Raw genomic sequence first — 21,377 nt, forward strand, 5'->3', positions numbered from 1 at the left:
CGACGGCTCGCTGGCGCTCGCCTGCTCGACCCACGGAAGCGGTCCGGCTCGCTGGCGCGCGCCTGCTCGCCCCACCGAAACGGTACCGCACGCCGGCGCGGGCCGCCCCCCGGGCCGGGGGGGCCCCCGCCCCCCCCCCGACAGTGGTGGTCACCACTGGTAGAACCCCTGGCCGGTCTTGCGGCCCAGCCGACCGTCCGCGACCAGGTCGCGCAGGACCTGGGGCGGCTCGAAGCGCGGCCCGAGCTCGCGGGCCAGGTGCTCGGCGATGGCCAGCCGTACGTCGAGGCCGACGATGTCGGTGGTGCGCAGCGGGCCCACCGGGTGGCGGTAGCCCAGGGTCATCGCGGTGTCGATGTCCTCGGCCGAGGCGACCCCCTCCTCGAGCATCCGCATCGCCTCCAGGGCGATCGCGACGCCGAGCCGGCTCGAGGCGAACCCGGGGGCGTCGGTGACGGTGATCGCGGTCTTGCCGAGCGCCGCGACCCAGCCCTGCGCCCGCGTCACGAGGTCGGGGTCGGTGCGCGACCCGACGACCACCTCGACCAGGGCGCTGGCCGGGACCGGGTTGAAGAAGTGCAGCCCGAGGAGGTGCTCGGGCCGGGCCAGGTGGGCGGCGATGCCGTCGATCGACAGCGAGCTGGTGTTGGTCGCGAGCACCGCGTCGGGGGCGACCGCCTCGGCCGCGGTGAGCACCTGCGCCTTGAGCGCCGGGTCCTCCGGGACGGCCTCGACCACGAGCCCGCAGCCGGCGAGGGCACCCGCGTCGGCGCTGGTGCCCAGGCGGGCGGCGTACTCATCCAGTGGGGCGGTGAGCTTCCCGCGCTCGTGTGCAGCTGCCAGGCTGTCGAGGACCCGCTGCCGCGCCTGCGCGGCAGCGTCGACGGAGGCCTCGACGACCACGACCGAGGAGCCGGCCACCAGGAAGCTGTGCGCGATGCCCGCGCCCATCCGGCCGCCGCCGTGGACGCCGACCTGCGAGGGGAGATCTGTCGGGAGGCTGCTCATCGGGACGTGTCCTTCCGACGGTCCAGGAAGGCCGTCATGCGGGCGTGCTTCTCCTCGGTCTCGAAGAGCACCGCCTGGGCGAGGTCGTCGACGAAGGGGTGCGCCTCGCGCGGCGCATGGAAGACCGCCTTGGTCAGGCGCGTGGCCAGCGGCGCCTGCCGCGCGATCGAGTCGGCCCACCGGTGCCCGGCGGCGAGCAGGTCGTCGGGCTCGACGACCTCGTTGAGCAGCCGCACCGACCGGGCCTCCTCGGCGTCGAGGACGCGGCCGGTCAGCAGGACCTCCTTGGCCAGCGGCTCCCCCACGAGCTCGGCGAGCCGCCAGGCCGCCCCGGCGGCAGCGAGGATCCCCAGGCCTGTCTCGGGATTCCCGATCCGGGTGCGCGGCGTGCCGATCCGGAAGTCGCAGGCGTAGGCGAGCTCAGCACCGCCGCCCAGTGCCCACCCGTCCACGAGCGCGATCACCGGCATCGGCAAGCGGCGGATCCGGTCGAAGATCGCGGAGTTGATGCCGCGCAGGGCGTCGTCGCGGCGGCGCTCGCGCAGCTGGGCGATGTCGGCACCGGCGGCGAAGACCCCGCCCTCGCCGACGAGGATCGCGATCCGCGGGTCGGTCTCGAGCGAGGCGCAGGCAGCGTGCAGCTCGTCGACCATCTGCTGGTCGATGGCGTTGCGGGCCCCGGGCCGGTCGAGCACGAGCACGACGCGGTCGTCGTGCTCCTCGACCCGGACCGCCGTCCTGCCCGCGCTCACGCGTCGAAGTCCACGACGACCTCGTCGCCCACCGGCCACGTCTGGCAGGTGAGGACGAACCCACGCTCGACCTCGTCGTCGTCGAGGGCGTAGTTGCGCCGCATGTCGGCCTCGCCGGAGACCAAGTGCGCCCGGCAGGTGCCGCACACCCCGCCCTTGCAGGCGAACGGCAGGTCGTTGCGCACCGCACTGGCGCCGTCGAGGATGCTCTGACCCTTCGGCATCGGCGTGACCGTCGTGCGGCCGTCGAGGGTCACGGTCACCTGGGACACCTCGCCCTCGAGGACTCTGTCCTCGCGGCGCACCTCCGGGGGCGGCTCGTCGACGTAGAACAGCTCGAGGTGGATCCGGTCCTTCGGCACGCCGAGCTCGGTCAGCACCGCGCGCGCGTCGGTGGTCAGCCCCAGCGGGCCGCACAGCCACACGTGGTCGACGTCCGCGAGCGGCACCAGCAGGTCGAGTAGCCGGCGCAGCCGGTCGGCGTCGAGCCGGCCGGAGAAGAGCTCGGTGTCGCGCGGCTCGCGGGAGAGCACGTGCACGAGGTCGAATCGCGCGGGGGCGCGGTTCTTCAGGTCGGCGAGCTCCTCGGCGAACATCACCGAGGACGAGGTGCGGTTGCCGTAGAGCAGCGTCACCTGCGAGTCCGGGTCGGCCAGCACCGAGGAGGCGATCGAGAGCATCGGCGTGATGCCCGAGCCGGCCGCGATGCAGAGGTGCCGTCCCGAGGTGGTGGGGTCGGCCTTCATGGAGCCGGTCGGCGGACCGACCTCCACGACGTCACCCGGGCGGACCTGCCGCACCAGCCACGACGAGAAGAGCCCGTCGGGGATCTCGCGGACGCCGACGCGCAGGTCGGCGCCGGCGGGCGCGCAGATGGAGTAGGAGCGGCGGTGCTCGACCCCGTCGACCTCGCGCCGCAGGACGATCGACTGGCCGGGCGCGAAGGCGTAGGTGTCGCGGAGCTCCTCGGGCACCGCGAAGGTGACGGCCGCGGCGTCGTCGCAGAGCCGGTCGACCCGCGACACCGTCAGGGCGTGGAAGCCCGGAGTGGTCGTCGTACGAGCCGTGTCGGCGCTCGCGTCGGTGACGGTCATCAGATCTCCTTGACGTGCTCGAACGGCTCGAGGCAGGCGGTGCAGCGGTACGACGCCTTGCAGGCCGTCGGGCCGAACTCCGAGACCACCTCGACGGCCGGTGAGGCGCAGCGCGGGCAGGTCAGCGCGCGGCGGGTGGGCATCAGGTTGAGGGGCACCGGACCGTCGCGGTGCGGGGCGGCGCCCGGCGGGGAGATGCCGTGCTCGCGCAGCGCCTGTCGGCCCTCGTCGCTGATCCAGTCGGTCGACCAGGCCGGGTGCAGCCGCACCCTCACCTCGACGTCGGACCAGCCGGCGTCGGTGAGCGCGTGCACGAGGTCGTCGCGCATCGTGGCCATGGCCGGGCAGCCGGAGTACGTCGGCGTGATCGTCACGACAACGCGGCCGGGGCCCTCGACCTCGACGTCGCGCAGCACGCCGAGGTCGGCCAGCGTCAGCATCGGCATCTCGGGGTCGGTGACCCGTGCTGCCACGGCCCGCGGGTCGGCGTACCCCGTCCTCACCGTCGCCACCGCGCTCACCAGCGGCCGGCCGGGTGCGCGCGCGCGACCGACTGCATCTCCGCCAGGACCTTGCCGAGCGCCTCGGTGTGCACGCCGTCGCGGCCGGTGCGACCACCCAGGCCGCCGGTCCGCTTCACGTCGGGGACCTCGAGGCCGGCGGCGGCGAGCACCTGGTCGAGCAGCACGTCGACCTCGGCAGCGACGTCGGCCGGGTCGACGGCGACGCCGTCGGCGGCCAGCGTGCGCTCGACCTCGTGGGTGCGGTCGAGCTCCCAGCGCAGCGGCCACACGGTCGCCAGCGCTGCCTCGGTGCGGCGACGCGACTCCTCGGTGCCGCGGCCCAGGGTGACGACCCAGCGCGCGGCGTGGTCACGGTGGTAGGCCAGCTCCTTCACGGCCTTCGCGGCGATCGCCGCCAGCACCGCGTCGCGACTGGTGACCAGGCGCTGCATGAGCGCGAGCCGCCAGGTCGAGGCGACGAGCAGCCGGACCGTGGTGACCGCGAAGTCGCCGCGGTCGCCCTCGACCAGCCGCACGTTGCGGAAGGCGTCCTGGTCGCGGAAGAAGGCCAGCGCGTCCTCCCGCGGCACCGGCGAGCCCTCGGGCAGCACCGGGACGACCGACGGGTCGGCGGCCGCGGCCCGCGCGAGCAGCAGCCGCGCCTGGCCGAGCAGGTCGAGCGCGACGTTGGCCAGCGCGATGTCCTCCTCCAGGTCGGGGGCGTTGCTGCACCACTCCGAGAGCCGGTGGGACAGGACGAGCGCGTCGTCGCCCAGCATCAGGCAGTACGCCGCCAGGGCCGCGCCGTCGACACCCTCGGGCAGCGTCGTGTCGACACCGGCCAGCGGGTCCTCGAAGTCCGTCCCGAAGGCCCACTGGGAGTCGTCGCCGCCGAGCAGCCCGTCGTACACCGAGTCGTGGTCGGCGTCGTGGTCGGACACGTGGTTCATCTGGGCCCCGCTCACATGTGGGGGACGTCGGCGGGGACGTCGTAGAAGGTGGGGTGGCGGTACACCTTGTCGCCGGCGGGCGCGAAGAGCGGGTCCTTCTCGTCGGGGCTGGAGGCCGTCACGTCGGACGCCTTCACCACCCAGATGCTCACGCCCTCGTTGCGCCGGGTGTAGACGTCGCGGGCGTTGCGCACTGCCATCTCGGCGTCGGCCGCGTGCAGCGACCCGACGTGGACGTGGTTGAGGCCGCGCTTGCCGCGCACGAAGACCTCCCACAGCGGCCACTCACCGCGCACCGCGCTCATGCGGACACCTCCTGCTGCTGGGCGGACTGCTGGGCGGACTGCTGGGCGGCGAAGGCCGACGCGGCCTCGCGGACCCACGCGCCGTCCTCGTGAGCGCGGCGCCGGTGGGCGATCCGCTGGGCGTTGCACGGCCCCTCCCCGCGCACGACGGCGGCGAACTCCTCCCAGTCCGGCTCGCCGAAGTCGTAGTGGCCGCGGTCCTCGTTCCACGCGATCGCCGGGTCGGGCAGCGTCACGCCCAGGCGCTCGGCCTGCGGGACCGTCATGTCGACGAACTTCTGCCGCAGCTCGTCGTTGGTGTCGCGCTTGATGCCCCACGCCATCGACTGCGCGGTGTTGGGCGAGGCGTCGTCGGGCGGGCCGAACATCATCAGCGCCGGCCACCAGAACCGGTCGACCGACTCCTGCACCATCGCGCGCTGCGCGTCGGTGCCGCGCATCATCGTCATCAGCAGCTCGAAGCCCTGTCGCTGGTGGAAGGACTCCTCCTTGCAGATGCGGATCATCGCGCGCCCGTAGGGGCCGTAGGAGGTGCGGCACAGCGGCACCTGGTTGGCGATCGCCGCCCCGTCGACCAGCCAGCCGATCGTGCCGACGTCGGCGTAGGAGAGCGTGGGGTAGTTGAAGATCGAGGAGTACTTCTGCTTCCCCTCGATCAGCAGCTCGGTGAGCTCGGCCCGGGAGACGCCGAGGGTCTCGCAGGCGGAGTAGAGGTAGAGCCCGTGGCCGGCCTCATCCTGGACCTTGGCCAGCAGCGTGGCCTTGCGGCGCAGCGAGGGCGCGCGGGTGACCCAGTTGCCCTCCGGCTGCATCCCGATGATCTCGGAGTGCGCGTGCTGGGCGATCTGGCGCACCAGGGTCTTCCGGTAGCCCTCGGGCATCCAGTCGCGCGGCTCGATCCGGTCGTGCCGTGCCACCACGGCGTCGAACTGCGCCTGCAGCTCCTGCTCGTCCTGCACCTGCGTCACACGGACCTCCTGAGGGGCTTTCCTGACCGATCGGTCTGTAATACGGTGACACGAGTCGGGCGGCCGCGCAAGGGCCGTCCGTGCTCTGCCTTCCAGACCTGCACCCGAACCCAGGAGGACCCCGTGGCCCGACGCCTCGAGAGCTACGCCGCCGGCAGCTGGTACGCCGCCCCCGACGAGGGCGCGCCGCTGCTCGACGCCGTGACCGGCGAGGAGGTCGCCCGGCTGTCGTCGACCGGCCTGGACCTGGCGGCGATGGTCCGCCACGGCCGCGAGGTCGGCGGACCGGCGCTCCGGTCGCTGACCTTCCACGAGCGCGCCGGGCTGCTCAAGGCGCTGGCCAAGCACCTCGGCTCCCCCGAGGTGAAGGAGGAGCTCTACGACCTCTCCTACTCCACGGGCGCCACGCTGCGCGACACCCAGGTCGACGTCGACGGCGGCATCGGCACGGTGTTCTCGATCGCCTCCAAGGGCACCCGCGAGCTGCCCAACGACACGATCGTCCTCGACGGCCCGCCCGAGCAGCTCGGCAGGGGCGGCTCGTTCCTGGGCCAGCACCTCTGGACCTCGCGGCCCGGTGTCGTCGTGCAGGTCAACGCCTTCAACTTCCCCGTGTGGGGGATGCTCGAGAAGCTCGCCCCCACCTTCCTCGCCGGGATGCCGACGATCGTGAAGCCGGCCCCCCAGACGGCGTACGTCACCGAGCTGGCGGTGCGGCGCATCATCGAGGCCGGCATCCTCCCCGAGGGCACGCTGCAGCTGCTGGCCGGCGGTCCGGAGGGCCTGCTCGACGAGCTCGACGTGCACGACGTCGTGGCCTTCACCGGCTCCGCCCGCACCGGCGACCTGCTGCGCCAGCACCCGCGCGTGCTGCACCACGGCGTGCGGCTGCAGGTCGAGGCGGACTCGCTCAACTGCTCGATCCTCGGCCCCGACGCCGGCCCGGGCACCCCCGAGCACGAGCTCTTCGTCAAGGGGCTGGTCACCGAGATGACGGTCAAGGCGGGCCAGAAGTGCACGGCGATCCGCCGGGCGATCGTGCCGCGGGAGCACCTGGACTCGGTGGTCGAGGCGGTCTCGGCGCGGCTGGACTCCACCACCGTCGGCGACCCGCGGGCCGAGGGCGTGCGGATGGGCGCGCTGGTCAGCCTGGCGCAGCGAGACGCCGTCCGCGACGCCGTACGCCGCCTGGCCGGTGCGGGCGAGGTCGTGTTCGGCGACCCCGACCGGGTCGAGGTGCTCGGTGCCGACGCCGAGCGCGGGGCGTTCCTCTCCCCGGTCCTGCTGCGCGCCGACGGCGACGCGGTCGAGCCGCACGACGTCGAGGCCTTCGGCCCGGTCTCGACGGTGATGGCCTACGACGACCTCGACCACGCCGTCGCGCTGGCTGCGCGCGGCCGCGGCAGCCTGGCCGGCTCGGTCGTCACCCACGATCCCGCCGTCGCCCGGCACCTGGTGCTCGGGCTCGCCCCTTGGCACGGTCGACTGCTGGTGCTCGACCGCGACGACGCGGGCGAGTCGACCGGCCACGGCTCGCCGCTGCCCGTGCTCGTGCACGGCGGTCCCGGCCGCGCCGGCGGGGGCGAGGAGCTCGGCGGCACCCGCGCGGTGCTGCACCTGATGCAGCGCACCGCCGTGCAGGGCTCCCCCGACGCGCTCACCGCGATCACCGGCCGCTGGACCACGGGCTCGGCGCGCAGCACCGGGGACGTGCACCCCTTCCGCAAGAGCCTGGCCGAGCTGCGCATCGGCGACACGATCGTCTCGGAGTCGCGCACCGTCACCCTCGAGGACATCGAGCACTTCGCGGAGTTCACCGGCGACACCTTCTACGCCCACACCGACCAGGAGGCGGCCGAGAAGAACCCGCTCTTCGGCGGGATCGTCGCCCACGGCTACCTCGTGGTGTCGCTGGCCGCCGGCCTCTTCGTGCACCCCGACCCGGGCCCGGTGCTGGCCAACTTCGGCGTCGACCAGCTGCGCTTCCTCACCCCCGTCCAGGCCGGCGACACGATCGCGGTGACCCTGACGGTCAAGCAGATCACCCCGCGCACCAGCGCCGACTACGGCGAGGTCCGCTGGGACGCGGTCGTCACCAACGCCGACGGCGCCCCGGTCGCGACGTACGACGTGCTGACGCTGGTGGCGAAGACCTGGCCGGACGGCTCGCGGGGCTGACGCCCGGACCCCGTCGACCCGGGCCGCTCAGGCCATCCAGGCCAGCAGGTGGTGGTCGGTGCCGCCGTCCTCCGGGTCGGCGGCACCGATCAGCGCGACCAGTCCGCGACGCAGGGCGGCGGACTCCTCGGCATCGAGTCGCTCGAGCAGGGTGGACAGCTCGGCGCGACGGCGCTCCATGACCTCGGCGACCAGTCGCCGCCCCCGCGGTGTCGGGCTCAGGACGCTGTGCCGACGGTCCCGGGGCTGGACGTCGCGGCGCAGCAGCCCCGCAGCCACGAGGCGCTCACAGGTGCGGCTGGCGCTGGAGGGGTTGACGTCGAGCGCTGCGGCCACCTCGGAGACGGTGCGCGAACCGGCCGCCCCGACCAGCACCAGCACGCGCAGCTGGACGACCGACAGCTCTGGGGCCACGGCGCTCAGCGAGCGCACGACCACGCCGACCAGCACACGGCTCGTGCCCATGAGCGCGTCCAACGTCGGGTCTGTCGACTCGGCCACAGGGGTGATGCTACGCCGCGCGCAACCTTTGCATGCTTGCAAACGTCTCTGCTGGCTCGTGGACAGGAGCACCCATGCTCGACCGGATCGCGGACATCTGGGGTGAGCGCACCCCGCACGCTCGGGGCACGGTGTGGCCGGCCCGCGTGGACCTGCACCTCACCGACGGCGTGGCCGAGCAGGACGTCGACCGGTGGGTCCAGTCCGCGTGCCTGCTGTGCAGCAACGGCTGCGGCTGCGACATCGCGGTCAAGGACGGCCGGATGGTCGGCATCCGCGGGCGCGCGACCGACGTCGTCAACCACGGTCGGCTGGGACCGAAGGGCCTCTACGGCTCGACCCCCTGGGCCTCCTCCCCCGACCGGCTGACCCGGCCGCTGGTCCGCGAGGGCGGGCGCCTGGTCGAGACCGACTGGGAGACCGCGATGGGCCGCGTCGTGGAGCGCTCGAAGCAGCTGCTCGCCGAGAACGGCCCGCTCACGCACGGCTTCTACACCAGCGGCCAGCTCTTCATCGAGGAGTACTACACGCTCGCGGTCATCGGGAAGGCCGGTCTCGGCACCCCGCACATGGACGGCAACACCCGGCTGTGCACGGCGACCAGCGCGGCGGCGTTCAAGGAGTCCTTCGGTGCCGACGGGCAGCCGGGGTCCTACACCGACATCGAGCACTGCGACGCGGTCTTCCTCTACGGCCACAACATGGCCGAGACCCAGACGGTGCTCTGGGCGCGGATCCTCGACCGCACCCACGGGGCCGACCCGCCGCGGATCGTCTGCGTCGACCCGCGGCGCACCCCGGTCGCCGAGGAGGCCGAGCGCACCGGCGGTGTGCACCTCGCGCCACGCGTGGGCACCAACCTGGCGCTGATGAACGGCCTGACCCGCGAGCTCTTCGAGCACGGCTGGGTCGACGAGGACTGGGTCGCCGCCCACACGCTCGGACGCGACGAGCTGCGGGCCGTGGTCGACCCCTACACCCCCGAGGAGGTCGAGCGGATCTGCGGGACCCCCGCCTCCGACGTACGGCGCGCGGCAGCGATCTTCGGCGAGTCGCCGAACGTGCTGTCGACGGTGCTGCAGGGCTTCTACCAGTCCCACCAGGCCACTGCGGCCTCCGTCGCGGTCCACAACCTGCACCTGCTGCGCGGCATGATCGGCCGACCCGGCGCCGGCGTGCTTCAGATGAACGGCCAGCCCACCGCCCAGAACAACCGCGAGTGCGGTGCGGACGGCGACTTCCCCGGGTTCCGCAACTGGGGCAACCCCCAGCACGTCGAGGAGCTCGCGAGCGCGTGGAACGTCGACCCGCTGACGATCCCGCACTGGGCACCGCCGACCAACGCGATGCAGATCTTCAACTACGCCGAGAAGGCCTCGATCGAGCTCCTCTGGATCTCGGCGACCAACCCCGCAGTGTCGATGCCGGAGTCCTCGCGCATCCGCTCGATCCTGTCGAAGCCGGAGGTGTTCGTGGTCGTGCAGGACCTCTTCCTGACCGAGACCGCCGAGCTCGCCGACGTCGTGCTGCCGGCGGCCGGCTGGGGCGAGAAGACCGGCACGTTCACCAACGTGAACCGCACCGTGCACCTCTCGGAGCAGGCGGTCGAGCCGCCCGGCGAGGCCCGCAGCGACCTCGACATCCTCCTGATGTACGCCGACGCGATGGACTTCAGGGACCTCGACGGCAACCCGCTCATCTCTTGGCGCACCCCCGAGCAGGCCTTCGACGCGTGGCGGGCCGTGACCGCCGGCCGGCCGGTCGACTACACGGGGCTGTCCTACGAGAAGCTGCGCGGTCCCAGCGGCATCCCCTGGCCGGTCGACGAGGAGCACCCCGACGGGACCGACCGGCTCTACACCGACTTCGTGTTCCCGACCGACACCGACTACTGCGAGACCTACGGGCACGACCTAGTGACCGGTGGGGCTGTGACTGAGCAGGAACACCGGGCTCTCCGGCCCGCCGGGCGGGCGTTCCTCAAGGGCGCGCCCTACCTGCCCGCGCACGAGGAGCCGAGCGAGGACTACCCGCTGCTCTACACGACCGGCCGGACGGCGTACCAGTTCCACACCCGCACCAAGACCGGTCGCTCCCGCCCGCTGCACGACGCGGCCCCGGATGCCTGGGTCGAGCTGTCCGTCCCCGACGCCGCGTCGCTCGGCATCAGCGAGGGCGACTGGGTGCGGGTCGAGTCGCCGCGCGGCGCGATCGAGGTGCGCGCGCGGGTCGGGCAGGTGATGGAGGGCGCGGTCTTCGCGCCGTTCCACTACGGGTCGTGGGACCTCGACGGGGTCGCCCCGGACGAGCAGGACCGCCTCGCCAACGAGCTGACGATGACGGTGTGGGACCCGGTGTCCAAGCAGCCGACCTTCAAGACCGCCGCCTGCCGCGTGACCAAGGTGCGCGACGGGGACGGTCCGGCCCCCGCTCCGACGACGACCGCGTCGGCGCCCGCACGGGTGGGGTCGGTGCCGGACACCCGCGGCGGGCCCCCGTCCGGCTCGCACGTCCTGGCCGACACCCCGACGTACCCCCTCGACCCCTCCCAGGAGTCCTGATGCCGCACCTGAGCACCTACGTCGGCCTCGCCGACCACAGCGAGAGGACGCTCGCCGACTCCTTCCGCGCGGTGGCGCAGGGGCACGCCCGCGAGGCCGACGTGTTCCACACCTGCCAGCTGCTCGCCGGCTGGAGCGACGCGCACCGCGAGCGCCTGGCCACTGTCGTGGACAGGTACGGCGAGGACGAGGTCGTGGAGCCCGAGCGCTTGCACGCCGACGGCCTGGCCGAGGTCCGCGAGGGCGCCGTCGGGTTGCTGCGCGACCTCCAGGACCTGCACGTCCTGGCGTCCCTGGTGCAGACGACCTGGACGGTGGTGGCCCAGGCCGCCCAGGGGGTCCGCGACCGCGAGCTGCTGGAGATCGCCCAGGACGCGGGCGTCGAGACCTCGCGCCAGATCACCTGGCTCGACACCCGGATGAAGGCGGCAGCACCCCAGGCCCTGATCGTCGGTCCGCCGAGCTAGCCCGTCGCCGAGCGTCCGCCTCCTAGGCTCCCGCCCGTGGACATCCGCTCGCTCGGCTTCCGGACCGACCTCGCGCTGCTGCGGCTCTCGGGATCGGTGGTGGAGGACCGCGGGACCTACGTCGCGGCGCGGACGCCGGAGAACCCGACCTTCCGCTGGGGCAACTTCGACCTCCTCGCCGCGCCGCCGAGCGCCGAGGAGGTCCCGGCCGTGCTCGCGAGGTACGACGCCGACCTGCCCGACGGCGACTTCCGCACCCTCGGCGTCGACGGGAGGGCCGACCAGTCCGACGCGCTCGCCCCGCTGGTCGCGGTCGGTCTCGCCCTGGACCACGGGACGGTCCTGACCGCGACCACGACGCACGCCCCGCCACGGCCGAACGCCGAGGTGCGGCTGCGCCGGCTCACGTCCGACGACGACTGGGCCCAGCGGGCCGCGCTGTCCATCGCGGTGGACGCCGACGACCCGGACGGCGACGGCCCGGCGTACCGGCTCTTCGCCGAGCGTCGGGCCCTGTCCAACCGCGCGCTGTGCGAGGCCGGGCACGCCACGTGGTGGGGCGCGTTCCTCGGCGACCGGCTGGTGTCGGCGATGGGCCTGGTCGACGCCGGCGACGGCCTCGCGCGCTTCCAGTCCGTCGAGACCCACCCCGACCACCGCGGGCGGGGGATCGCCGGCACGCTGGTGCACCGGGTGGCCGCCCACGGCTTCGACGAGGTGGGCGCCCGCACGCTGGTCATGGTCGCGGACCCCGACTACGGGGCGATCCGCGTCTACCGCTCGGTGGGCTTCCGCGACACCGAGGTGCAGACCCAGCTGGACCAGCGCGCCAGGTGACCCGCGGGCCCATCCGCCGAGGGACCGAGGTCCCGGACCGCGATGTCGTCGTTCCCTCCCGCCCGCACGGCCCACCTGCGGCACCCTGGAGGTCCGGGGTGCGCCCGGGAGAGGTCCAGGGAGGGAGCCGGCCGTGAGCGGTGGCACGCACGAGCGGTCGGGGCCCGAGCACCGCGCCCCGGCGGCACCGATCGACGCCTCCGGCGGCACGCCCGAGGACCTGCCGGTCCCCCGCGGCCTGGTGGTGCTCGACATCGTCCTGAAGACGGTGCTGCTGTGGCTGGTCGTGCGCACGGCCATCGACCCGTCGTGGGGCAACCTCGAGGGCAAGGCCCCGATGTTCCGGGCGATCACCTACCCGATGCTGGCCGCCGTGCTGCCGGTGGTCTGGATCGTCCGGGCCTGGCGCGGGCTGCCCGAGCGTCCCTTCCCCTGGTTGGCCGACGTGCTCGTCACGACCACCTGCTTCAACGACTTCCTGGGCAACCGGCTCGATCTCTACGACGCGGTGCCGTGGTTCGACGACGCGGTGCACTTCGTCGTCAACGCAGCCCTGGCCGCAGCGGTGGTGCTGCTGTGGTGCACCCCGGCGACGCGACTGCGCGACGTGCTGGCCCGCGCGGTCGCGGTGACCACGACGGTGTCGCTGGCGTGGGAGATCTGGGAGTACCGCGCGTTCATCGACCGCATCGGCGAGCGGTTCAGCGCCCACGCCGACACCCTCGGCGACCTCGGCCTGGGCTGGGCCGGCGCCGTGGTGGGGGCGCTGCTGGTCGTCACCACGTGGCGGCGCCAGGAGCAGCTGGCCGGGCTCGGCCCCGCCCAGCCGGAGCACCGCGCGGGCTGAGGGCTCCGCGCGGATCAGCCGCTGCGCGTCAGCGGCCCGTGGTGCCCGTGCGGCAGCTCCTCGGCCAGCGACAGGGCGACCAGCACGCTGGGCAGCACCGCCTTCGCCGTACGCCGGTAGCCCGCCCCCGAGGGGTGGAACCGGTCCACGGCGAACATCTCGTCGGGCCGGGTCACGAAGAAGGGGCCCACCACGTCGGCCAGGGAGACCGCCAGCCCGCCGAGCTCGGTGACCACCTCGCGCTGGGCCGCGGCGAGCTGGCGCGAGCTGACCCCGGCGAGGGCGCGCAGCGGCTGCTGGAGCACCGACAGGGCGCCGAGGTCGGGACACGTGCCGACGACGACGGGGACCCCGCGCTCGCGCAGGGTCCGCACCGCCTCGCCGAGGTGGCGGCGCGACTCCGAGACCCGCACCCGGTGGGTGACGTCGTTGCCGCCGACCACGACGACGGCGACGTCGGGCCGGTAGCCGGCGGGCAGCCCGGCCAGCTGGGCCCGCAGCTGCGAGGTCTCGGCACCGACCCGCGCAGCGACGTGCAACCGCACGGAGCGCCGAGCCTTCTTGGCCAGCCGCTTGGCCAGCTGGGCACCGAACGTGGCGCCGGGGTCCTCGGCGCCGAGCCCGGCGGCGATGGAGTCGCCGAGGACGAGCAGCTCGATCGGGTCGCCGTACTTCTTCTTCCACAGCCCGTCGGCGCGGTGCGCGTCCTCGCCGAGCGGTTTCCCGACCACGGCCCGCGCCGCGCGCGCCTGGAGGGACAGCACTCCCCGGCCGGCCACCAGGCCGCCGACCACGGCGCCCGCGCCGCCTCCCAGCCACCACCGCGCTCGCACCCGCCCAGCAGACCCGGTCCGCCCGACGCGCAGGTGGCCACCGGGCGAGCACCGGACGAGCGGCCGGTGACACCGGCAGTCGCACCAGCCGTCGCACCAGCCGTCGCACCAGCCGAGCGTTCCCGGAGCGTTCACGGCCGCGTCGTCGCGGCGTGGCGGCGACTGCGACCCGGCTCCCTAGCGTCCCGGCGTGGTCACGCGCGGGTTACTCGGGTACGTGCTGGTGCTCCTCGGCGGGCTGGTGGTCTCGGTCCTGCCCGGGTCGCACCCCCTCGACGCCATCGCGTGGCGGCACCACACACCGGGCCGGCTGGTCGGGCTGACGGTGGTGGTCCTCGGCCTCGGGCTCGCCTGCTGGGCGTGGCTGGAGCTGCTCCGGCTCGTGCGCGCGACCACCGGCCCCGACCGGCTGCCGCTCGTGCTGCGCGCCACCGGCTGCTGGTCGCTGCCGCTGCTGCTGGCGCCCCCGATGTTCAGCCGCGACGGCTGGAGCTACGCCGCGCAGGGGGTGATGGCCCACCTCGACCACTCGCCGTACGACGTGGGGCCGGCGGTCCTGGCCGGGTCGATCACCGAGGCGGTCGACCCGATGTGGATGGACACCCCGGCGCCGTACGGTCCGCTGCCCCTCGCCTGGGGCGACCTGGCCGCGGACCTCACCCGGGACCCGTGGGCGCTGGTCGTGGCGCACCGGCTGCTGGCCGTGCTCGGGCTGGTGCTGCTCGCCCATGCCGTGCCCCGCCTCGCGGCGGCCTGCGGGCGCGACCCCGCGCTCGCCGCCGCACTGGTGCTGCCCGGCCCGCTGGTCCTCGCCCACGGCGTCGCCGGCCTGCACAACGACCTGCTCATGGTGGGCCTGATGGCCTGGGCCCTGGCGGTCGCCGTCGAGGGACGCTGGGTCCTGGCCGCGACGCTGGGCGGCGCCGCGGCCGCGGTCAAGGTGCCCGGCGGACTGGTCTGCCTGGCGGTCGTCCTGGTGTCGCTGCCCGCGACGGCCCACCTCGCGGACCGGGTACGCCGGGCCGCGCAGGTCGCCGGGGTCGCGACCGCCACCCTGCTGCTCAGCGGCGTGGTGACCGGGCTCGGCCTGGGCTGGGTGCACGCCCTCGGGGTGCCGGGCGTCGTGCGGACGCCGCTGTCGCTGACCACCCAGGTCGGGCGGGTGCTGCTGTGGGCCCAGGAGGGGCTCGGGGTGCCGGGACCGTCGGCGCTGGAGCTGGTGCGGCTGGGCGGCATGCTGGTGGCGCTGGGCTTCGCGTGCGCGGTCGCGCTGCGGGCCCGGGCCGGTGACCCGGAGGTCGCGGTGCGGACCGTCGGCCTGGCGCTGCTGGCGCTCGTGCTGCTCGGACCGGTGGTCCACCACTGGTACCTGCTGTGGGCCCTGCCGTTCCTCGCCGCCGTCCCCCTGGCCCCCCGTGCCGAGGGGGCGCTGGTGGCCGTGGTCGGGCTGACCGGCCTGGTCGCGCCGCTGGACTCCTCCCTGCAGGCCCGCGGCACCGACATCGTGGTCGCGGTGCTCCTGGTGACCGGGGTGGCACTCACGCAAGTCGTTGGTCACCGGCGAGCGGTCGCGAGCCCCTCCCGGCTCCCGGCCCGGCTCCCGGCGCGGAGGTCCACGCCGGTGCGCTGAGGCCGTGCACGGCCAGCATCTGCGCCACGGTGCGTGACCACGGGAAGGCCTCGGCACGGTGGCGGGCCGCGGCGCGGCGCCACCGCTCGTCGCGGCCGACCAGGCGCAGCACCGCGTCGGCCAGCCGCTCGGCCTCGGGCGCCGCCCAGGCCCCGCACCGCTCGTCCACCAGCTCGCGGGCCCCGCCGACGTCGGCGGTGACGACCGGGGTGCCGCAGGCCAGGGCCTCGAGCACCGAGAGCCCGAAGGTCTCTCCCGGGCAGACCGACAGCGAGACGTCGGCGGCGCCCAGGCGGGCGGCGAGCCGGGCGCGGCCCGCGACGTGGCCGTGGAAGAAGACGGGTGCGCCGACCGCCAGGGCCTGCAGCTCGTCGAGGTGCGGGCCGGAGCCGTAGACGTCCATCCGCACAGGGACGCCACGGCGGTGCAGGGCCACGGCGGTGGCGACGGCCAGGTGCGGGTCCTTCTCGCGCGAGAGCCGGCCGGCGTGCACCAGCCGCAGGAGCCCGTCCTGCGCGCGCGGGACCCGGGTCGGCCGGAAGACCTCCAGGTCCACCCCGAGCGGCACCCGGTGCAGCGGGGTGCCGGAGCGACCGGCGAGCGCCCGGAACTCCTGCTCGGCGAACTCCGAGGTCACCACCAGCCGGTCGTAGCGGCGCACCAGCGCCCGGTTGAGCGGCGCCACCTGCACCGGCAGGCCCGTGCGCATCGAGAGCATCGCGTCGAGCCGCTCGTGGGAGAACAGGACGGTCGGGATGCCGGCGCGGCGGGCCCACCCGGCGACGGGGAGCAGCGTCGACTTGTCCGAGACCTCGATCGAGGTCGGGTCGAAGCGGCGCAGCACGTCGGTCACCCGCCAGGGCTCGACGATGAGCCGGTAGCCGCCACCGACCCGCGGCGCCCGCACCTGCACGACGTCGCCGGCCGGTGAGTCCAGCCGGGCGTCCTCGGGGCCGGGCACGACCAGCAGCCGGGCCACCCCTGCGTCGGTGTAGCCGCGACCCAGCGCCTCGAGGGCTGTCTTCATGCCTCCCGACGTCGGTCCGACGAAGTTGGCCAGCTGGGCGATCCGCACCTCAGGCCGCGCGCTGCCCGGCGCCGGCCGCGGCGCGCACACCGCCGCGGGCGCCCAGGACGGCTCGGTAGTGGCGCACCAGGTCGTCGACCACGCTCGCCCAGGTGCGGCCGGCGACAGCGCCCTGGGCCAGCGAGCCCAGGCGTGCCCGCCCCGCGTGGTCGGCGACCAGCTGCCCCGTGGTGCGGCGCAGCGCGTGCGGGTCGCGGACGTCGTACAGCAGCCCGGTGCGGCCGTGGTCGACCAGGTCGAGCGGGCCGCCGGAGGCCGGGGCGACCACGGCGACACCGCTGGCCTGGGCCTCCTGGACGGTCTGGCAGAAGGTCTCGTCCTCGCCGGTGTGGACGAAGACGTCGAGCGAGGCGAAGGCCCGGGCCAGCTCGTGGCCGCCGAGCATCCCGGTGAAGACGGCGTGTGGCAGCCGCTGCTGCAGCCAGGCCCGCTCGGGGCCGTCGCCGACGACCACGAGCTGCGTCCCGGGGAGGTCGGCGAGCTCGACCAGGCGGCGGACCCGCTTCTCGGGGGCCAGCCGGCCGACGTACCCGACCACGGTGCGCTGCTCCCCTCCGGTCCAACCGGCGCGCAGCCGCTCGTCGCGGTGCTCGCTGCCGAAGAGGTCCAGCGCGACGCCGCGGCGCCACAGGTGCAGGTCGCCGACGCCGAGGGCGGCGAGCTGTTGGCGGGAGGCCGTCGAGGGGACGAGCGTGCGGTCGGCACGGCGGTGCAGGCTCGCGACCCAGCGGTCGATGGCGCGGTCGGCGCGCACGCCGTACTGGCGGGCGAAGCCGGCGACGTCGGTCTGGAAGACCGCGACGCTCGGCACGTCGAGCCGGCGGGCGACGCGCAACCCGACCGCGCCGAGGAGGATCGGCGAGGCCAGGTGGACCACGTCGGGCCGGAACGCCTCGATCGCGTGGTGGACCTGCGGGTCCGGCAGGCCGAGCGGGAAGGCGCGGTAGCCGGGCAGCGCCATCGACCGCACCCTGACCACCTGCACCTGCCCGTACGACGTGGGGCCGGGGCCCGGCGCGACCACGATGACCTTGTGGCCGGTGGCGACGAGCCGGTCGACGACGTGCCGGACGGTGCCGGCCACCCCGTTCACCGACGGCAGGAAGGACTCGGTCACGATCGCGACTCGCATGCCCCCCACGCTCGCGGCGCCCGGTGAACCACCCGTGACGCCCGCGTGCGTCCCGGACGAACACGTCCCGGCGAGCGCGAGAGCCTGCCACTGCTGGTCGAGCAGGCGAGCGCCAGCGAGCCGTGCCAGCTGCTGACGGCGATGCCGTCCGGGAGTGGTGCGGCACGCCGGGCACGCAGGTCATCGTGAAGCCGGTAATCGATCTCCACGAGACCGTCGCAGTCAGCAGCTACGAGGTCCCCGACCGCATCGCCGCCCGGGTCAGGCTGTTCAGGACGACCTGCACCTTCCCTCACTGCAACAGGCCAGCCGAGACCGCCGACCTCGACCACACAGTCGAGTACTCCGACACCGGTCCACCGGGCCAGACATCGACCGACAACCTCGCAAGTTGCTGATACGCCCGATCAGTCGTTCGTTCGTCGTTTAGCGTTTTACGTTGTGAAGACAAGACGATCGGTCGCCGCGGCTGCTGCCTCTATGGCCTGCCTGCTGGCTTCCTGTACCTCCCTGGAGAATCCAGATGAACCTGACGATGTCTACGACGGTTCGTATGAGGGCGGCTCGAGTGATCTTGAAAGCGTCAAAGATGAATACAACGCGGACCTGAGAGCGCTCCGGTCCATGCTCAAGAGCGCGTCGCGTCTTGAGGCATTGATCCTCGAGATGGAACCGGTAGACCAATACAGTTCGGCGACTGTCTCGGCTTACAACGACCTGGTTGATCGATACAACGCTGTCGCAAATCAGTACCGTCGTGCGGCAACAGCGTTCAACCGCAAGTACAAGGCGTACGCCGAGGGCGCGAATGGGAATGTGCCTACGAGTCCGAACAACATCGATTTGCCCGATCCGATTCGCTAGTGCCGAGAGTCGCTCTTGACTTGAAATAGCAACGAAACTCGTCGAGCGCTGACGCGGCCTCGCCGCGTCAGTTACAGATGCGGAAGACGGTGCCGTCCTCATAGAGCACGCGTGAGAACTGGACGGGCTGCCTGCGGGCGGTGGTCCATTCACGCATGGTGATGTCGCCACGTCCGTATGCGGTCGCTAGTGCCGCGGATTTGAAGTTGTTGGACGGTTAGCCTTCGCCAGGATCTGTTCGGCGGTCTTGGTCCACACGAATGGGTGTGCCCGCTCCTGCCAGCCGTCGATGAAAGCGCGGATCTTGGCGTTGAGGTCCTTGACCGACTTGAACACACCGCGGCGGATGGCCTGGCGCTCGACGATGCCGAACCAGACCTCCACGAGGTTCATCCAGGAGGCGTGGGTCGGGGTGAAGTGGACGACGAAGCGCGGGTTGTCGGCCAGCCACGACTTCACGTCCTTGTGCTTGTGCGCGGCGTAGTTCTCCATCACCAGGTGCAGCTCGACCACCTCGCCATCGGCGTCGAGGACGTCACGGTAGGTCCGCTCGATCTGCTTGAGGAACGCCAGGAACTCCTGATGACGGTGCCGTGGCTTCAACGCCGCGGTCACCTGACCTGTCGCGATGTCGAGAGCTGCGAACAGGGTTGTGGTCCCGTGGCGGTAGTAGTCGTGCGACCGGCGCTCGATCCGTCCTTCCTGCATCGGCAAGATCGGCACTGTGCGGTCCAGCGCCTGAATCTGGGACTTCTCATCCACGCACAGCACGATCGCGTTCTCCGGCGGCGCCAGGTACAGCCCGCAGATGTCGGTGACCTTCCCGACCAGCTCGGGATCGGTGGAGAACCGGAACGACTCTGCCTTCCAGGGCTTGATGCCGTAGGCCGACCAGGCTCTGGCGACCGACTTGTGGGAGATCTTCAACCGGTCGGCCAGCAGCCGGGTAGACCAGTGCGTGACCCCGAGCTTCTTCGGTGGCGGCTTCAGCGTCTCGGCCACGATCGCCCGGTGATCCAGCGTCCGGGGCCGTCCCGGTCGCGGCGCATCGGCGAGCCCTGTCAGACCCCTTGCCTGGTACCGGTTCCGCCAGCCCAGCACCGTGGTCACGGTCGCGTCGACCAGCTCCGCGATCCGCGTGTTCGCCAGCCCGTCGGCAGCGAGCAACACGATCCGCGCCCGCTTCGCGGCCGATGCCGGCACCGTCGAGGCACGCGTCCACCGCTCGAGCTCCTCACGATCGCCGGGACGCAGAACCAATGCAGGGGCAGGACGATTCGCCATACCTCATGATTTCAGTTCCCAACCATCTAGCGATTTACGACACGCGGCACTAGCCCGCAGAAGTCTTACCAGCTAGCCTTCATAAATGAAAATCAGACTCATGCACCCGAAGGCTGTTCAATCCCTCGTGCTGGTGGCTTGCTGTTCGGTTGCCCTCGGCGCCGGTGTCTCGCCATCGGCATCGGAACCCGCAACGGCTCTGCAAAATTCCGAGATGGCGAAGGATGCAACAGCCGAGGAGATTCGCGCAATCAACGTTCGAGAGAGATTCGGTCTGACGTCCACGCTCGATCACGTTCGCGCGGTATCAGCGCGACCGTCAGACCAATCCATGTTGGGGATTCCTTTGGATGCTGTGGAGGTAGTAGAGATGGACAGACGGAGTGCTCTTGAGTCGGCGCTTTCTGAAGTCGCACTCGTCTTGCAAGACGCAGACTTTTTCGGAGGCATTTGGCTTGATCAGCGAGCCGGGGGCGTTCTTAACATTGCAGTTACTGAAGGCGGCCTAGAGGCAGCCGATAGGGAACTCGCCAGTCGAGGTCTATTGGATACATCGGTCGTTCGCCAAGTCGCTTTCTCTAAGGCACAACTGGACGCTTGGTCCATGGACGCCCTCAAGATCCTTCTCGAACAGGGCAAGAACTATATGCACTCTGTGAGTACAGACACGCCCAGCAATAAGGTTCGTGTCGACCTTGCGGAGGATACGCCACGTGAGATTATCGACGAGATCAAAGGCCTTATGCCATCTGAGGCTCTAGCCATGACGGTGGGCGGTCCCGGCTGGGTGGAGCAAGGTATACGGGACAAGCCGTGGGGCCGCGCCTACGGCGGCTTATGGATGACTCGAAATGAGAACGCCGATTGCACCGTCGGTTTCAGCAAAATGCGGGACACGAACCCAAATTCTGATCTGGTTTACACCCTCACTGCGGGACACTGCGGACAGGGCCAGTGGTGGCAAGGTCTCGATACCGCTGGCGCCTACTTGGGAGTTACGCAAGCTACCACTTGGTATCCAGACGCGACTGGGTATTGCGATTGCCAAATCGTTGGCGCCTTGCAGTCCGAGCGGCGCACATCAAAAGTATTGGTGTCAAACAATGCCTTATACGATTATACGCGGACAGCCAGTGTTGGGTCCGCAGATTACTTTGTCGGCAAGGCGGTTTGCATGAGCGGAGCCAAGTCGAGCGAATGGCAGAGCGGGCAAATTAGTTGTGGCACAATCACTGACGCAAGCATCAATGCGACTACAAATTCGAATTACACTCTGCTTGACGGGTTCAAAACCGATATCTTCGATTCGAGAGGCGGAGACTCGGGGGCGCCGTACGGCAGTGGGGGCACCTTCATGGGAATCCATTCCTCAGCCCGTGGCGCGAACGCCACTCTTGTTTCCAAGTCGCCATACTTCGTTCAGCTAGGCGCAAAGCCCGAATATTCTTGAGGGCGAGTCCTGTACTAGTGCCGCGGATTTGAAGTTGTTGGACGGTTAGCCTTCGCCAGGATCTGTTCGGCGGTCTTGGTCCACACGAATGGGTGTGCCCGCTCCTGCCAGCCGTCGATGAAAGCG

At 72.0% G+C, this 21,377-nt stretch carries 21 protein-coding genes; 9 read left to right on the forward strand and 12 right to left on the reverse strand.

Annotation, left to right across the window (positions count from 1 at the left end; genetic code table 11):
* Positions 1-150: 150 nt before the first annotated feature.
* The 7 genes from Q1V71_RS03295 to paaA are packed head-to-tail and all read right to left on the reverse strand — an operon-like array spanning position 151 to position 5,580.
* The gene (locus Q1V71_RS03295; protein ID WP_300640701.1) at positions 151-1,008 is read right to left on the reverse strand and encodes a 3-hydroxyacyl-CoA dehydrogenase family protein; all 858 of its coding nucleotides are present in this window, start codon (positions 1,006-1,008) and stop codon (positions 151-153) included.
* Positions 1,005-1,760: an enoyl-CoA hydratase/isomerase family protein gene (locus Q1V71_RS03300; protein ID WP_300640703.1), complete on the reverse strand. Its 756-nt coding sequence runs from the start codon at positions 1,758-1,760 to the stop codon at positions 1,005-1,007. The genes Q1V71_RS03295 and Q1V71_RS03300 overlap by 4 nt, the downstream gene beginning before the upstream one ends.
* Positions 1,757-2,854: a 1,2-phenylacetyl-CoA epoxidase subunit PaaE gene (gene paaE / locus Q1V71_RS03305; protein ID WP_300640705.1), complete on the reverse strand. Its 1,098-nt coding sequence runs from the start codon at positions 2,852-2,854 to the stop codon at positions 1,757-1,759. The genes Q1V71_RS03300 and paaE overlap by 4 nt, the downstream gene beginning before the upstream one ends.
* The gene (paaD, locus tag Q1V71_RS03310; RefSeq protein WP_300640707.1) at positions 2,854-3,366 is read right to left on the reverse strand and encodes a 1,2-phenylacetyl-CoA epoxidase subunit PaaD; all 513 of its coding nucleotides are present in this window, start codon (positions 3,364-3,366) and stop codon (positions 2,854-2,856) included. The genes paaE and paaD overlap by 1 nt, the downstream gene beginning before the upstream one ends.
* A gap of 5 nt (positions 3,367-3,371) precedes the next feature.
* On the reverse strand, positions 3,372-4,307 hold the full coding sequence (paaC, locus tag Q1V71_RS03315; protein ID WP_300640709.1) for a 1,2-phenylacetyl-CoA epoxidase subunit PaaC: 936 nt from the start codon (positions 4,305-4,307) through the stop codon (positions 3,372-3,374).
* A gap of 11 nt (positions 4,308-4,318) precedes the next feature.
* Positions 4,319-4,612: a 1,2-phenylacetyl-CoA epoxidase subunit PaaB gene (gene paaB / locus Q1V71_RS03320; protein ID WP_300640711.1), complete on the reverse strand. Its 294-nt coding sequence runs from the start codon at positions 4,610-4,612 to the stop codon at positions 4,319-4,321.
* Entirely contained in the window at positions 4,609-5,580 is a 972-nt protein-coding gene (gene paaA, locus Q1V71_RS03325; protein WP_300640713.1) for a 1,2-phenylacetyl-CoA epoxidase subunit PaaA, read from the reverse strand. The genes paaB and paaA overlap by 4 nt, the downstream gene beginning before the upstream one ends.
* A 123-nt stretch (positions 5,581-5,703) precedes the next feature.
* Here paaA and paaZ point away from each other — a divergent pair, with 123 nt between their 5' ends.
* Positions 5,704-7,758 carry a phenylacetic acid degradation bifunctional protein PaaZ gene (gene paaZ, locus Q1V71_RS03330; RefSeq protein WP_300640715.1) on the forward strand — a complete coding sequence of 685 codons (2,055 nt, stop codon included), beginning with the start codon at positions 5,704-5,706 and terminating at the stop codon, positions 7,756-7,758.
* A gap of 27 nt (positions 7,759-7,785) precedes the next feature.
* On the opposite strand, the gene Q1V71_RS03335 is transcribed toward paaZ, so the two are convergent.
* Positions 7,786-8,259: a MarR family transcriptional regulator gene (locus tag Q1V71_RS03335; protein ID WP_300640717.1), complete on the reverse strand. Its 474-nt coding sequence runs from the start codon at positions 8,257-8,259 to the stop codon at positions 7,786-7,788.
* A gap of 74 nt (positions 8,260-8,333) precedes the next feature.
* Here Q1V71_RS03335 and Q1V71_RS03340 point away from each other — a divergent pair, with 74 nt between their 5' ends.
* The 4 genes from Q1V71_RS03340 to Q1V71_RS03355 all read left to right on the forward strand — a co-directional run bounded on the left by Q1V71_RS03340 (position 8,334) and on the right by Q1V71_RS03355 (position 12,971).
* Positions 8,334-10,820 carry a molybdopterin oxidoreductase family protein gene (locus tag Q1V71_RS03340; protein WP_300640719.1) on the forward strand — a complete coding sequence of 829 codons (2,487 nt, stop codon included), beginning with the start codon at positions 8,334-8,336 and terminating at the stop codon, positions 10,818-10,820.
* Entirely contained in the window at positions 10,820-11,287 is a 468-nt protein-coding gene (locus Q1V71_RS03345) for a hypothetical protein (RefSeq protein WP_300640721.1), read from the forward strand. The genes Q1V71_RS03340 and Q1V71_RS03345 overlap by 1 nt, the downstream gene beginning before the upstream one ends.
* Positions 11,288-11,323: 36 nt before the next feature.
* Positions 11,324-12,124, forward strand: coding sequence for a GNAT family N-acetyltransferase (locus Q1V71_RS03350; protein WP_300640723.1), 801 nt, complete (start codon positions 11,324-11,326; stop codon positions 12,122-12,124).
* 133 nt (positions 12,125-12,257) lie between these two features.
* A complete protein-coding gene (locus Q1V71_RS03355) occupies positions 12,258-12,971 on the forward strand; it encodes a hypothetical protein (protein ID WP_300640725.1) in 714 nt (237 codons plus the stop codon).
* A gap of 14 nt (positions 12,972-12,985) precedes the next feature.
* On the opposite strand, the gene Q1V71_RS03360 is transcribed toward Q1V71_RS03355, so the two are convergent.
* Positions 12,986-13,804, reverse strand: coding sequence for an SGNH/GDSL hydrolase family protein (locus Q1V71_RS03360; RefSeq protein WP_300640727.1), 819 nt, complete (start codon positions 13,802-13,804; stop codon positions 12,986-12,988).
* Positions 13,805-13,994: 190 nt separating this feature from the next.
* On the opposite strand from Q1V71_RS03360, the gene mptB reads away from it, so the two are divergent.
* Positions 13,995-15,434, forward strand: a complete 1,440-nt coding sequence (gene mptB, locus Q1V71_RS03365; RefSeq protein ID WP_300640729.1) for a polyprenol phosphomannose-dependent alpha 1,6 mannosyltransferase MptB — start codon at positions 13,995-13,997, stop codon at positions 15,432-15,434.
* Here the strand turns inward: mptB and Q1V71_RS03370 are convergent.
* Both Q1V71_RS03370 and Q1V71_RS03375 read right to left on the reverse strand, forming a co-directional pair.
* Complete coding sequence (locus Q1V71_RS03370; RefSeq protein WP_300640731.1) at positions 15,343-16,461, reverse strand: glycosyltransferase; 1,119 nt, start codon at positions 16,459-16,461, stop codon at positions 15,343-15,345. The two genes, mptB and Q1V71_RS03370, sit on opposite strands and share 92 nt — an antisense overlap.
* Before the next feature lie 49 nt (positions 16,462-16,510).
* The gene (locus Q1V71_RS03375; protein WP_300640733.1) at positions 16,511-17,653 is read right to left on the reverse strand and encodes a glycosyltransferase family 1 protein; all 1,143 of its coding nucleotides are present in this window, start codon (positions 17,651-17,653) and stop codon (positions 16,511-16,513) included.
* Between the two features lie 122 nt (positions 17,654-17,775).
* Here Q1V71_RS03375 and Q1V71_RS03380 point away from each other — a divergent pair, with 122 nt between their 5' ends.
* On the forward strand, positions 17,776-18,051 hold the full coding sequence (locus tag Q1V71_RS03380; RefSeq protein WP_300640734.1) for a hypothetical protein: 276 nt from the start codon (positions 17,776-17,778) through the stop codon (positions 18,049-18,051).
* 43 nt (positions 18,052-18,094) lie between these two features.
* Complete coding sequence (locus tag Q1V71_RS03385) at positions 18,095-18,517, forward strand: hypothetical protein (protein ID WP_300640736.1); 423 nt, start codon at positions 18,095-18,097, stop codon at positions 18,515-18,517.
* Between the two features lie 186 nt (positions 18,518-18,703).
* On the opposite strand, the gene Q1V71_RS03390 is transcribed toward Q1V71_RS03385, so the two are convergent.
* Positions 18,704-19,801, reverse strand: a complete 1,098-nt coding sequence (locus tag Q1V71_RS03390) for an IS630 family transposase (protein WP_300640738.1) — start codon at positions 19,799-19,801, stop codon at positions 18,704-18,706.
* Positions 19,802-19,886: 85 nt separating this feature from the next.
* On the opposite strand from Q1V71_RS03390, the gene Q1V71_RS03395 reads away from it, so the two are divergent.
* Positions 19,887-21,251, forward strand: a complete 1,365-nt coding sequence (locus Q1V71_RS03395) for a S1 family peptidase (RefSeq protein ID WP_300640740.1) — start codon at positions 19,887-19,889, stop codon at positions 21,249-21,251.
* Positions 21,252-21,377 lie beyond the last annotated feature (126 nt).

The sequence above is a fragment of the Nocardioides sp. genome (assembly GCF_030149505.1).
Lineage (GTDB): Bacteria > Actinomycetota > Actinomycetes > Propionibacteriales > Nocardioidaceae > Nocardioides.